Annotated in this window: 12 protein-coding genes; 3 read left to right on the forward strand and 9 right to left on the reverse strand. The window is 58.9% G+C overall.

Annotated elements, in window-relative coordinates; genetic code table 11:
- Nucleotides 1–381 precede the first annotated feature (381 nt).
- A complete protein-coding gene (gene tnpA / locus ACYP2A_RS03205; protein WP_459742706.1) occupies nucleotides 382–837 on the reverse strand; it encodes an IS200/IS605 family transposase in 456 nt (151 codons plus the stop codon).
- A gap of 22 nt (nucleotides 838–859) precedes the next feature.
- Between tnpA and ACYP2A_RS03210 the strand changes: the two genes are divergently transcribed.
- The gene (locus ACYP2A_RS03210; protein ID WP_459742708.1) at nucleotides 860–2110 is read left to right on the forward strand and encodes an RNA-guided endonuclease InsQ/TnpB family protein; all 1251 of its coding nucleotides are present in this window, start codon (nucleotides 860–862) and stop codon (nucleotides 2108–2110) included.
- Between the two features lie 102 nt (nucleotides 2111–2212).
- Nucleotides 2213–2551: an RDD family protein gene (locus ACYP2A_RS03215; RefSeq protein WP_459742710.1), complete on the forward strand. Its 339-nt coding sequence runs from the start codon at nucleotides 2213–2215 to the stop codon at nucleotides 2549–2551.
- Between the two features lie 46 nt (nucleotides 2552–2597).
- On the opposite strand, the gene ACYP2A_RS03220 is transcribed toward ACYP2A_RS03215, so the two are convergent.
- The 8 genes from ACYP2A_RS03220 to antA all read right to left on the reverse strand — a co-directional run bounded on the left by ACYP2A_RS03220 (nucleotide 2598) and on the right by antA (nucleotide 10246).
- On the reverse strand, nucleotides 2598–3284 hold the full coding sequence (locus ACYP2A_RS03220; protein WP_459742711.1) for an ABC transporter ATP-binding protein: 687 nt from the start codon (nucleotides 3282–3284) through the stop codon (nucleotides 2598–2600).
- On the reverse strand, nucleotides 3277–4026 hold the full coding sequence (locus ACYP2A_RS03225; protein ID WP_459742713.1) for an ABC transporter ATP-binding protein: 750 nt from the start codon (nucleotides 4024–4026) through the stop codon (nucleotides 3277–3279). Before ACYP2A_RS03225 ends, ACYP2A_RS03220 begins: the two co-directional genes overlap by 8 nt.
- On the reverse strand, nucleotides 4023–5048 hold the full coding sequence (locus ACYP2A_RS03230) for a branched-chain amino acid ABC transporter permease (RefSeq protein WP_459742715.1): 1026 nt from the start codon (nucleotides 5046–5048) through the stop codon (nucleotides 4023–4025). The genes ACYP2A_RS03225 and ACYP2A_RS03230 overlap by 4 nt, the downstream gene beginning before the upstream one ends.
- A gap of 9 nt (nucleotides 5049–5057) precedes the next feature.
- Entirely contained in the window at nucleotides 5058–5969 is a 912-nt protein-coding gene (locus tag ACYP2A_RS03235; RefSeq protein ID WP_459742717.1) for a branched-chain amino acid ABC transporter permease, read from the reverse strand.
- Between the two features lie 63 nt (nucleotides 5970–6032).
- Nucleotides 6033–7166, reverse strand: coding sequence for an ABC transporter substrate-binding protein (locus ACYP2A_RS03240; protein WP_459742718.1), 1134 nt, complete (start codon nucleotides 7164–7166; stop codon nucleotides 6033–6035).
- A gap of 138 nt (nucleotides 7167–7304) precedes the next feature.
- Entirely contained in the window at nucleotides 7305–8330 is a 1026-nt protein-coding gene (antC, locus tag ACYP2A_RS03245) for an anthranilate 1,2-dioxygenase electron transfer component AntC (protein ID WP_459742720.1), read from the reverse strand.
- Between the two features lie 18 nt (nucleotides 8331–8348).
- Nucleotides 8349–8840 (reverse strand): anthranilate 1,2-dioxygenase small subunit, encoded by a 492-nt coding sequence (gene antB, locus ACYP2A_RS03250; RefSeq protein ID WP_459742722.1) that lies wholly within the window; start codon nucleotides 8838–8840, stop codon nucleotides 8349–8351.
- Between the two features lie 2 nt (nucleotides 8841–8842).
- Nucleotides 8843–10246: an anthranilate 1,2-dioxygenase large subunit gene (antA, locus tag ACYP2A_RS03255; protein WP_459742724.1), complete on the reverse strand. Its 1404-nt coding sequence runs from the start codon at nucleotides 10244–10246 to the stop codon at nucleotides 8843–8845.
- 317 nt (nucleotides 10247–10563) lie between these two features.
- Here antA and ACYP2A_RS03260 point away from each other — a divergent pair, with 317 nt between their 5' ends.
- Entirely contained in the window at nucleotides 10564–11820 is a 1257-nt protein-coding gene (locus ACYP2A_RS03260; protein WP_459742726.1) for an OprD family porin, read from the forward strand.
- Nucleotides 11821–12130: the final 310 nt, after the last annotated feature.

The following is a 12130-nucleotide window of genomic DNA, read 5'->3' on the forward strand; positions in this document are numbered from 1 at the left end:
AGACCTGCGTCGCTGCGCTCCGACTGCCTGTCCAAATGGACGTGGATCAGGTGTCCAAATGAGCATGGAACGAGTGTCCAAATGGTAGCGGTCTGAGTGTCCAAGTGGCGTGGAATGCGCAATCGAATCCTCTAAAAGGAATGAAAAAACGATAACGACAGGGCGATGCTCCGCGAAAACGCTAATGCATAATGCGCTTCTTGGAGGAACTTTGGATCCATTAGTCAATCCTATCCGGGCTCGATTGATGTCCTGCCTTAAAAGGAAGCCACACGTAAATGGATACCAAAGCGAAAAGCAATAACCCTATTGTTCTGGCGAGCGTGGTTCGTCGTTTGTCTGCACGAGTGCTTGATCAAAGATCGTGGCAAACCCCTTCCTTCAGGTGGGGGAAGGATAGCGTGGCCGGCAAGGCCGGCCTGGTTTTTTCGGTGAGTCCTGATTTTCGATGTACTGCCTGATGACCTCAATGGGTGCCCCGCCGCACGACCCTGAAAAGTAGCTCGGCGACCACAAAGCCCCTTTCCAGATATACTTTTCCAGCTCCGGAAACTGGTTTCGAAGTACTCTGCTGGAGGCGCCTTTCAAGCTGTTTACCAGTCCTGAAACGGCTACTTTTGGCGGGTAATTCACCAGCAGGTGGACGTGATCGTCCTCGCCGTTGAATTCCACAAGCTGCGCCTCAAAGTCTGCGCAAACCTTCCGAAACAGCCCCTCAAGGCTTTCCAGCATTGGCTGCGTCAAGACGTCTTTCCTGTATTTGGTGAGAAAAACCAAATGCACGTTCATTGCGAAAACGCAATGCCTGCCTGTTCTGATGTCATTTGCTTTATTCATAGACCAAACTATAGTCAATGCCATGAAGAGAGTCCAAGCCTATAAATTCAGAATCGAGCCAACCGGTGAGCAGCGGCAAAAGCTGCAGCAATTTGCTGGCATGGCTCGTTTCGTTTTCAACAAGGCTTTGGCAATCCAGAAGGAAAACTTCGAGGCGGGCGGAAAGTACATTCACTACGTCCCGATGGCCAAGCAATTGACCGCCTGGCGCAACGGCGATGAAACCCCATGGCTAAAGGATGCACCCGTGCATCCCTTGCAGCACGCGCTCAAACACGCGGACCGCGCCTACAAGAATTTCTTTGAAAAGAGGGCTTCTTTCCCAACGTTCAAGAAACGTGGGCAAAAAGATAGCTTCAAGTTCCCGGACGGTAAGCAGATCAAGCTTGATCAGCAGCAGGAACGAATTTCCCTGCCGAAATTGGGCTGGCTGAATTACCGAAAAAGCTGCAAGGTTCAGGGGCTCGTCAAAAACGTCACCGTCAGCCAAAAGGCGGGGCACTGGTACGTTTCTATCCAGACTGACCGCAAGGTAGCACTCACATGCCACCCCGCCACGACAGCAGCCGGGATCGACCTTGGTGTTGTTCGTTTCGCGACCCTCTGGGATGGACAAAAAGAGACAATCGTCCAGCCGGAGTCAAGCTTCAAGCGACATGAGCATCGTCTGGCCAAAGCCCAGCGTCAGATGAGTCGTAAGGTTAAATTCAGCCGCAACTGGAAGCGTGCCAAAGCACGTGTCCAGAAGATTCACGCCCAGATTGCCAACGTCAGAAACGACTTCCTGCACAAGACCTCGAACAGCATCAGCAAAAACCACGCGATGTTGTGTGTCGAGGATTTGCAGGTCAAAAACATGAGTCGTTCGGCCAGTGGAAGCCTAGAGGAACCAGGTCGAAACGTGCGGGCCAAGTCAGGTCTGAACAAGGCGATCCTGGATCAGGGCTGGGGTGAGTTTCGCCGCCAGCTCGATTACAAGTCCGCTTGGCAAGGTGGATGGCTGGTGGCGGTGCCAGCGGCCAATACAAGCCGGGAATGCCCATCATGCGGCCATACCCATGCCGATAATCGAAAAAGCCAGAGCGTGTTTCTCTGTGTAGCCTGCTGCCACACTGAGAACGCGGATCTGGTGGCGTCGAAGAATATCCGTGAGCGTGGATTGAACTGCTCAAAGGCCAGGACACTTGGCCGGATCGCCTGTGAAGTGAGTGGTGTTTCAGTGCCGCCAGTAGCAGGAACCCATCGAAGCGAGCAGCCGACTCTGGTCGACTGACGCAGTAGGGAATCCCCTTCCTTTCCGGCGAAAGCCGGCGCCTAACAAGGCGAGGTGGGGGAGGATGTCAAAACGGCCTCGATCTATCTGCTGGTCAAATCCATGGCCGCATGGATTCCCGGGTTCACCCTGAAACACGGTTTTACGGCGGCAGTTTTTCTGGCGGCGGCGTATTTCCTTCTTGCCGATGCGCTGCCGGGCGGGCAAAGCCTGGGCAAGCGGCTGTTGAGCATCGCCGTGGTCGACCGCAAAACCTTCAAGGCCTGTACGCCTGGACAATCCTTTACCCGCAACAGCGGCACGTTGATCGTTCTGGACTGGATCTGGATTTTTATGGAAGCGCGGATGCGACTGGGCGACATGTTCGCCAAGACCATCGTTATTCAGACCGGCAAGTTGCGCCATCAGGTAAGAGGCCTGTCGGATATTTATCACGGTTAAGCGCAAACGGCACACCCGTGGGCGTGCCGCTTGGTCTTTATGTCAATCACACCCCCAGATAACGCTGGGACAACTCCGGTGTCTCGGCCAGCTGCGCCGGTGTGCCGTGCCAGACCTGGCGGCCTTTTTCGACGATGTGATGGCAATCGACAACGCGGGCCATCTCCTTGAGGTTCTTGTCGATCACCAGAATCGTTTCGCCTTCCTGTTTCAGGCTCGCCAGGCAGCTCCAGATGGTTTCGCGAATGATTGGCGCCAGGCCTTCGGTAGCTTCATCGAGAATCAGCAGTTGCGGGTTGGTCAGCAGTGCGCGACCGACCACCATCATCTGTTGCTCGCCACCGGACAGGGTTTTCGACAGTTGATCCTGGCGCTCCTGCAACCGTGGAAACAGTTGGTAGATACGTGCCAGGTCCCATTTGCCCTTGGTGGCGGTGGCCAGCAGGTTCTCGCGTACGCTCAGGCTGCCAAAGCCACGCCGGCCTTCGGGCACCAGGCCCAGACCGGCCTGGGCGATGCGATAGGGCGCGGCGCCGCGCATTTCCCGGCCGTGAATCAATACACTGCCCGCCGTGGGTTTGATCAGGCCCATGATCGACTTGACTGTGGTGGTCTTGCCCATGCCGTTGCGACCGATCAGCGACACCACCTGGCCTTGTTCGATCTTCAGGTGCATGTCGAACAGCACTTGGCTCAGGCCGTAGCCGGCCTGTAATCCACTGACTTCAAGCATGTTCTTCTCCCAGGTAGGCGGCGCGCACTTGCGGATCGTTGCGGATCTGTTCGACGCTGCCGGTCAGGATGGTCTGGCCGTACACCAGCACGGTGATACGGTCGGCGAGGGCAAACACCGCGTCCATGTCGTGCTCGACCAGCAGAATCGAATAACGGCCTTTGAGTTCAAGCAACAGTTGGGTCATGCGCGCCGATTCTTCGGCGCCCATGCCCGCCATCGGCTCGTCGAGCAGCAGCACCGAGGCTTCCTGGGCCAGCGCCAGGGCGATCTCCAGTTGCCGGCGCTCGCCGTGCGACAGTTCGCTGACCAGCGAATGGACGCGTGCACCCAGGTCCACGCGTTGCAGGTAGCTGGCGGCCGACTGCATCAGGTGCGGGTCGCTGCCCAGTGGCTTCCACATGCCAAAGGTCTTGCCTTCCCGGGCGGCGATGGCGATGGCGACGTTTTCCTGCAGCGTGAACTCCGGGTACAGCTGGCTGACCTGAAAGGCCCGCGCCAGGCCCAGGCCCGGACGCCGGTGGGCAGGCACGTGGGTGATGTCTTCACCCTTGAGCAGAATCCGGCCCTTGTCCGGGGTAATCTCGCCAGCGATCTGCGCGATCAGGGTCGACTTGCCCGCACCGTTGGGGCCGATGATCGCGTGCAACTCACCGGGGGCGATATCGAAGCTGGCGTTGTTGGTGGCCTTGACCGCGCCAAAGGTTTTTTCCAGATTCTGGATCGACAGCTGCGGATTCATGGGTGCACCTCAGTGTTGACGCTGGCAGGTGAAACGGGCGCTGCCGGTTTGCGCCGCCGCGCGGGCAACGGGCTGAGCAGCAGCCCGTACAGGCCTTTTTTGCCGAACAGCACCACGGCCAGTAGCACCGGGCCGAAGATCAGCAGCCAGTGTTCGGTCCACAGGCTCAAGACCTGCTCCAGGCCCAGGTACACCGCCGCGCCCAGAATCGGGCCGAGCAGGGTGCCGACACCGCCCAGAATCACCATCGCCATCAATTCACCGGACTTGTGCCAGGCGCCCATGTCGGGGCTGACGAACATCGCGTAGTTGGCCCACAAAATACCGGCCAGGCCGCCACCGGTGCCGGCAATCACGAACGCGGTCAAGCGGTAGCGCAATGGGGGCAGGCCCAGGCTGATGCTGCGCCGCTCGCTTTGCTTGAGGCCGCGCAGCACATAGCCGAAACGCGAATTCACCAGGCGCCGGCAGAACAACAGCCAGGCCACCAGTAACCCCAGGCACAGGTAATAGAACTGCACCGGGCTGTCCATGTTCAGGCCCGGCAAGGTATTGCGCTCGGTGAGCAGGATGCCGTCGTCGCCGCCGTACAGCGACAGCGAACTGAGGACGAAATACAGCATCTGCCCGAACGCCAGGGTGATCATGATGAACTGCACCCCGGTGGTGCGCAGTGACAGGTAGCCGATCACCAGGGCAAACAGCGCACAGACCAGCAACGACAGCGGCCAGACAATCAGCGCGCTGTTCGAACCTTCCCAGCCCCAGAGTGGCATGGCCTGGGTGGTATGAAAGCCGATGACGCCGACCACATAACCGCCCAGGCCGAAGAACGCCGCGTGGCCGAAGCTGACCATCGCGCCATAGCCGATCAGCAGATCAAGGCTGGCGGCGGCCATGCCGTAGATCGCCAGGCGGGTGAACAGGCTGACCAGAAACGGCTCGTTGAGAAACGAGGCCAGCAGCGGCAACAGAGCAAAGCTCGCAAGGCACAGCAGATCAATCAATACTCGACGAGACATGGTTGCTCCTTAGGCGCGTGCAGGCAGCAGGCCGCGTGGACGGACCAGCAAGACCACGGCCATGACGATGTAGGCGCTGGCGGAAATAAGCCCGCCACTCAGGGTGCCGCTGACTTCGGCGGGCAATAGCTGGTCGAGCAATTGCGGGATGTAGGCGCGGCCCAGGCCGTCGACCATGCCGATCAGCAGGGCACCGGCCAGGGCGCCGCGTACCGAGCCGACACCGCCGACGACGATGACCACGAAGGTGGTGATCAGGACTTTTTCACCCATGCCGATTTCCACCGACAGCAATGGCGCGGCCATGAAGCCGGCGACGCCGCACAGCACGCAGCCAAACACGAACACCAGCGTGTACAGGCGCGCGATGTTGACCCCCAAGGCGCCGACCATTTCATGGTCATCGGCGCCGGCACGAATCAGCATGCCCAGGCGGGTGTGGTTGATCAGCAGCCACATCGCGATCGCCACCAGCACACCGGCGCCGATGAACAGCAGGCGGCTGACCGGGTACATCAGGCCCGGCAAGACCTCGACGAAGGCGCCATACCATTCAGGTGTCGGCATGGCCGGCGGGCTGCGGCCGAACAGTACGGTAATCAGCTCGTTGGTGAAAAACACCACGGCCAGCGTCGCCAGCACCTGATCGAGGTGATCGCGGCTGTACAGCCTGCGCATGATGCTGGTTTCGATCAGCAACCCGTACAGGGCAGAACCAATGATCGCAGCGAGCCCGGCCAGCCAGAACGACCCGCTGAGGGATGCGGTATAGGCCGCGCAAAAGGCCCCGACCATGTAAAAAGCACCGTGGGCCAGGTTGATGACGCCCATGATGCCGAAGATCAGCGTCAGGCCTGACGCCAGCAGAAACAGCAAGGCGCTGTACTGCAGGCCATTAAGGATTTGTTCAAGTAGCAGCATGCTGGGAAGTCCTACGCAAAGTGCCGGGCAACATCGTTGCCCGGTACGAGATCCAGGTGCGGGTCACAGGGCGCATTCGGCGGCGTAGCTGTCCACTTGCGAGGTGGCGAGGGTTTTCACCGGCACCTGCACCAGCTTGCCGTTGGCGTCGGCTTCTACGCGCAGCAAGTACCAGTCGATGACGGCGTGCTGGTTCTTGCCGAAGGCAAAGTTGCCGCGAATCGAGTCGAACTTGACGTTGCGCAGCGCGTTGCGAAACGCATCCTGATCCTTGATGTTGCCGTTGACGCTTTTCAGCGCGGCACCGATCAGGCGTGCGGTGTCGTAGGTTTGCGCGGCATACACAGTCGGTACGCGTTTGTATTTGTCGGTAAACGCCTTGACGAAGGCCTGGTTGGCCGGATTGTCGGAGGTCGGGTTCCATAGGCTGACGATGTTGGTGCCTTTGGCCACATCGCCAGTGGCGGCAAGCATGCGCTCGTCCATCGAGAACACCGGTACTACCATCGGAATGGTTTTGCTCAGGCCCGAGCTGCCGTATTGCTTGGCGAAGTTGATGCCGGCGCCACCCGGATGAAATTCGAAGATGGCATCCGGGGCCAGCGAGCGTACCCGCGCCAGTTCGACCGAGAAGTCCAGTTGGTTGAGCTTGGTGTAGATCTCGGTGACTTCACCCTTGAAGGTGCGCTTGAAGCCTTCGAGCGCATCGCGGCCACCCTGGTAGTTGGGCGCCAGAATCACCATCTTCTTGTAGCCCAGCTCGTTGGCGGCGACACCTGCCATTTCGTGCGGGGTGTCGTTCTGGTAGGAGGCGACGAAATAATTCGGTTTGCACTGCTTGCCGGCCAGGTTCGACGGGGCGGTGTTGTTGCTGACGTAGAAGCCGTCCTTGGTGGCGGTATTGACCACTGCCGCCAGCACGTTGGAGAAGATCACCCCGGTGTACAGGGTAATGCCGTCCAGGCTCATGCGGTCGATGATCTGCTTGGCACGCGCCGGTTGCAGGCCGTCGTCCTCGACCACCAGATTGACCGGTACACCGCCGAGAGTGCCGTTTTCCTGGTCGATGGCCAGCTGGAAGGCGTCGCGCGAGTCTTCGCCCAGGTAGCCTGCCGGTGTCGACAAGGTGGTGATGAAGCCGATGCGCACCGGGTCCTGTGCCCAGGCCGCAAGGCTGGTCACCGTGCTTGCTGCCAAAAGGGATGCCATCCATAGTTTTTTCATAGTGCCGCCTTTAATGGTGTTGTTAGTCGAGGGCAGTAAAAAAGGTCCACATCACGGGGGCGCACTGGAACAGGGTTTTAGTTGTTCGTTTCCAGTGCGTGCTTGCAGGGCTTACGTGTTGCTTTCGGTGAATTTCTCGTAATACAGGCGCGTGCGTTCCAGCGACTGATCGGCCAGCCACTGCTTGATCGACTCGACCATGGGCGGTGGGCCGCACAGGTACATGTCGAGGTCCTGATCACGAAATTGCGCCAGGTCGAAATGCTCGGTGATATAGCCGCGCTTGCCGTTCCAGTCCGGGCTCGGGTCGCTGATCACCGGGGTGAAGCTGAAGCCCGGAATGCGTTCGGCGTAGACGGCGATGCGTGCCGTCTCGCACAGGTCGGCCGCGCTGCGCACACCGTAAAAGAGCTGCACCGGGTGCCCGCAACCGCCTTTCTCGGCGATCTCGTCGAGCATGCCGAGAAAGGCCGAGAGACCAGTGCCGCCGGCCACCAGCACCAGCGGCTTGTCGACGTGGCGCAGGTAAAACGCTCCCAGCGGCGCTTCGAGCGAGATTTCGTCGCCGATCACCGCGTGTTCGCGGATGTAGTTGCTCATCAGGCCGTCAGGCAGCAAGCGGATCAGAAACTGCAACTGGTTACTGCCATTGGGGCGGTTGGCAAACGAGTAGGAGCGCATGCCTTCACCGCCCGGTACTTGCAGACGGGCGTACTGGCCCGGCAGAAAGTCGAGCTTCTGGCCGTCGACGCCGGCGTCCAGGTGCAGGATGGCGGTGTTCGGCGAGACCTGCTCGACAGCACGTACGATGCTTTTGAGCCGGGTCGGTCCTGCCGCATTGCACAGGCTGGAATCAAAGTCGAAGTAAAACGCCGCGTCAGATTCGACGCGGGTCTGGCAGGTCAGGACCTTGCGCTGGCGCAGGTCCTCGGCCGACAGCGCCTCATCGTCGACATACTCCTGGCTGTACTTGCCCGACTCGCAGCGGCCCTGGCAGGTACCGCACACGCCTTCGCGGCAATCGAGAGGAATGTTGATGCCGTTGCGCAACGCCGCATCGAGCAGGATTTCATTGGCTTGCACCGGGAAAAACAGGGTTTTCCCATCGGCAAAGCTGAACGCGACCTTATGACTCATGATCCAGACTTCCGTCAGTCAGAGGTGATAGAAATCGAGCACCGAATTAATGGTGTCGTTAAGCAGTACCACGTGCTTGCGGCTGATTTTCCAGCTTTCGCCATCGGGCCGCAGACGGTAAGTGGCGTGGCCAAAGAAGTTCTCGGCCATTTGCAGGCGGTAATACAGGGTGTGCCAGTTGACCCGCACTTCCAGATCACCACCGTCCAGTGCCGCAATGCGCACGTTGTTGATCAGGTGCAGGGTGCGCGGCATCGGAATGGTCGAGGCCGCCTTGCCGGTGCGAATACGAAACACCCGGTCTTCCAGGCCGCCACGGTTGGGGTAGTAGATCAGCGACATGCCTTTTTTCGGGTCGGTGGTGTAGACGTGCTCCGAGTCCCATTGCGGCAAGTGAAATTCACTGTCTTCACTGAACATGGCCAGGTACGCGTCCCAGTCCTGGCTGTCACAGGCCTGGGCATTGCGGTAAAAAAATTGCTCGATACGGTATTGCAGTTGCGAATCCATGGTCACACCTCACGCAGTTTCAACGGTTGCTCTTCGGCGGCCTTGCGCGCCAGGCCTTCCAGCAGAAAGCGCTGCCAGTTGCTGTGCTGATTGACATAGAGCCCCTCATGGGTGAACTCGGTGCCGGTCAGTGCCGGCGAGATGCCGATGGTTTCGCTGTTGGGCGTCGCGCCCTCGACCCACTTGCCTTCGCCGCGAGAAATGTCGCTCCAGCGTTCCAGGCGCGCTTGAAAGCCGCGCTGTGCCTCGCGAAATTCCACCAGGTCATCGGGGGTGCCCATGCCGGAGACGTTGAAGAAGTCTTCGAACTGACGGATACGGTTTTCACGGTCTGCATCGGACTCGCCGACCACGCCCAGGCAGAAGCTGTTGATCTCGGTCTTGTTCCAGGCAAGCGGGCGAATGATGCGCAACTGCGAGCTGATCTGGTCGAGGAAGAACATGCTCGGGTAGATGTTCAGGTTGCGCAGCCGGTGCATCATCCACTCGGCCTTGCCCTGGCCATGCTCTTCGAGCAGGCGCGGCATGATGGTGCTGTAGCCTGGGCGCACAGCCGGATTGGGCATGTCGCTGAACAGCAGGCTGTGGCCGTTGTTGAACGCGAACCAGCCGTCGTCGGTTTCCTTGTCGCCGGCGCCCAGCTTGCTGTAGTCCAGGGTGTCAGCGCCGGCTACGCCTTTTTCTGCGTTGACCTGCTGACGATGCTGCACGGTGGCCACGTAGTTGTAGTGCACGGTGCTGACGTGATAACCGTCCAGGCCGTTTTCGTTCTGCAGTTTCCAGTTGCCGTCGTAGGTGTACGCCGATTTGCCGGGCAGCACTTCGAGCTGGCCGGTCGGTGACTGGGCCACCATCATGTCGAAGAACACCTTGGCGTCACCGAGGAAGTCCTGCAGCGAGTCGGTGCCTTCGACATCGAGGCTGACGAAGACAAAGCCCTTGTAGCTTTCGATGCGGGCTTTTTTCAGGCCGCGAGTGGCCTTGTCGAAGCCTTCAGGGTATTCGCCTGGCGCCTTGACCTTGACCAGACGCCCGTCGCTCTTGTAGCACCAGGCATGGAAGGGGCAGGTGAAGGTCGACTGGTTGCCCTTGCCGACACGGGTCAGGGTGGTGCCGCGATGCTGGCAGGCATTGATCAGCGCGTTGAGCCGGCCTTCACCGTCGCGGGTGATGATCATCGGCTGACGCCCGGCCCGCATGGTCATGAAGTCATGCTTGTTGGCGATTTCACTTTCGTGGCAGGCGTAGATCCAGTTCTTCTCGAAGATCAGTTCCATTTCCAGATCGAACAGATCCGGTTCGGTAAACATGTCCCGGGCAATACGGTAGACGCCATCGGCGGGGCGGAAGTCCAGGCAGCCTTCAATAAAGCTTTTCCATTGTTCGACGCTTTTTGCACTGTTCATTAAACGATACCTCGTTGCATCGGGCTAATTCGTGCAGTCAACAAGTTGCTGTGTGGTGGCATTAGACAAGGCGCCCGGTCGCCGGTCTATCCGCTTTGTGTGCGAACACAGTCCATAAAATTGGCCGGCTTTTTTCAGCGCTCATTTCAAGTAACTGGATATGAATACTCGAATAACGGGATAGAGACGCGGGCCTTAATACGGCTTAATCAATGCCGCTAATAACAACTGACGCTAAAAATTTTAATAAAGAAGCAACTGCCAACGATTGGGGCCGCCGGCTTGGCTGCCCCGTACCTGATCGAGAGGGATACGTCATGTTTCAAGCGAGTTGGTTAACCCGTTGTGTGCAAACCGCCAGTCTGGCAGGCCTGTTTGCACCAATGATGGCGCAGGCGGATTTCACCGAAGACAGCCATCTGACGCTGGGCTTGCGCAACTTCTACATCGATCGCGATTTCAAGGGTGAAAATCCGGCCTTTTCCCGCGTGGGCAGTTGGAGCCAGGGTTTTGACCTGCGCTTTATCTCGGGCTACACCGAGGGGCCGCTGCAGTTTGGCCTGGACGCTTCGGCGCAATACGCCTATCGGCTCGATGGTGGCGGTGGCCGGGGGCCCGACACCATCATTCCTTACAGCCGCAGTAAACAGGAGCAGGCTACCGACTACGGGCGTGGCGGCTACACCGCGAAGATGCGCTATTCGAAAACCGAGCTGAAATTCGGTGAGCATCGGCCCACCTTGCCGGTGGCCTATCTGGATGATTCGCGGCAGTTGGTGACGACCTATCACGGCACGCTCATCGAGTCCAAAGAGGTGGACAACCTCACCCTGACCAGTGGCCGATTCACTGAAATCAGTGGCCGCGCCTCCTCCGATAGCGAAAAAATGTACCTGTTCAATGGCCCGGACGTGCAGCGCCGCAGCGACGGCCTGAACTTCGGTGGCGCCAGCTATGCCTTCACGCCAAACCTGACCGGCACCTATTTCTACGGGCAACTGGAAGACATTTACCGCCAGCATTATCTGGGCGCGACCTTGCTGAGTGACCTGGGCGGTGGTTTCAAGCTCAAGACCGACCTGCGCTATTTCAACAACAAGGAAGACGGCGATGCCTTGTATGGTCGTATCGACAACCGCTCCTACGGGGCGATGACCACCTTGCGCACCGGCGCCCATGCCTTTGGCCTGGGTTACCAGCGCATGCTTGGCGACAGCGCCTTTCCGACGCTCAACGGCTATGCGCCGCAGCCTTACCTGGTGAACTGGTCGGCCATCGCCTTCATCAAGCCCAACGAAAAATCCTGGCAGGCGCGCTACGACTTTGACTTTGCCGGTGTCGGCGTACCGGGCATGAAGTTGATGACCCGCTATATGCGCGGCAGCGATATCGACCGGGGTACGTTGAGCGACACCGCGGAGTCGGAGCGCAATATCTATCTGTCGTATGTGGTTCAGGACGGGCCGTTGAAAAACCTGGCGGTTGAATGGCGCAACATCAACGTCAAGTTTCGCCACGCCAACGACTTCGATGAAAATCGCCTGATTACCACCTACACCTGGAAATTCTGGTAAGTCGATCTGCGCAAAAAAGGGTAACACCGGTTGTGCAAGTAATACCCGGTTTACCGATGGCCCCTGCCTGACGATCGTGCAAAACCCGTGAACTTGCTCTTTTTTGCAGCATCACCGTGTTTTTAGCCGCGCCAGTGCAATCAGCACATTGCGCGAGCTAGAGCGCTAGCGCTTTTGTCGCTATCCACTAAGTGGACAAATGTTATCCGCATATTTCGCCAGCCGCCGTTCGGGCGGTTGGCGGCATAAAGATTGCTCTTTCAAATCAAAGGCGTGCCGCTAGAGCGCGTCCATGAAATAGCCGTGGGTG

This window comes from Pseudomonas sp. 3A(2025) (assembly GCF_054589175.1).

Bases quoted from the DNA above. Each gene is read 5' to 3' on its own strand.
- tnpA (WP_459742706.1), bottom strand. From the start codon at position 837: ATGAATAAAGCAAATGACATCAGAACAGGCAGGCATTGCGTTTTCGCA.
- ACYP2A_RS03210 (WP_459742708.1), top strand. From the start codon at position 860: ATGAAGAGAGTCCAAGCCTATAAATTCAGAATCGAGCCAACCGGTGAG.
- ACYP2A_RS03215 (WP_459742710.1), top strand. From the start codon at position 2,213: ATGGCCGCATGGATTCCCGGGTTCACCCTGAAACACGGTTTTACGGCG.
- ACYP2A_RS03220 (WP_459742711.1), bottom strand. From the start codon at position 3,284: ATGCTTGAAGTCAGTGGATTACAGGCCGGCTACGGCCTGAGCCAAGTG.
- ACYP2A_RS03225 (WP_459742713.1), bottom strand. From the start codon at position 4,026: ATGAATCCGCAGCTGTCGATCCAGAATCTGGAAAAAACCTTTGGCGCG.
- ACYP2A_RS03230 (WP_459742715.1), bottom strand. From the start codon at position 5,048: ATGTCTCGTCGAGTATTGATTGATCTGCTGTGCCTTGCGAGCTTTGCT.
- ACYP2A_RS03235 (WP_459742717.1), bottom strand. From the start codon at position 5,969: ATGCTGCTACTTGAACAAATCCTTAATGGCCTGCAGTACAGCGCCTTG.
- antC (WP_459742720.1), bottom strand. From the start codon at position 8,330: ATGAGTCATAAGGTCGCGTTCAGCTTTGCCGATGGGAAAACCCTGTTT.
- antB (WP_459742722.1), bottom strand. From the start codon at position 8,840: ATGGATTCGCAACTGCAATACCGTATCGAGCAATTTTTTTACCGCAAT.
- antA (WP_459742724.1), bottom strand. From the start codon at position 10,246: ATGAACAGTGCAAAAAGCGTCGAACAATGGAAAAGCTTTATTGAAGGC.
- ACYP2A_RS03260 (WP_459742726.1), top strand. From the start codon at position 10,564: ATGTTTCAAGCGAGTTGGTTAACCCGTTGTGTGCAAACCGCCAGTCTG.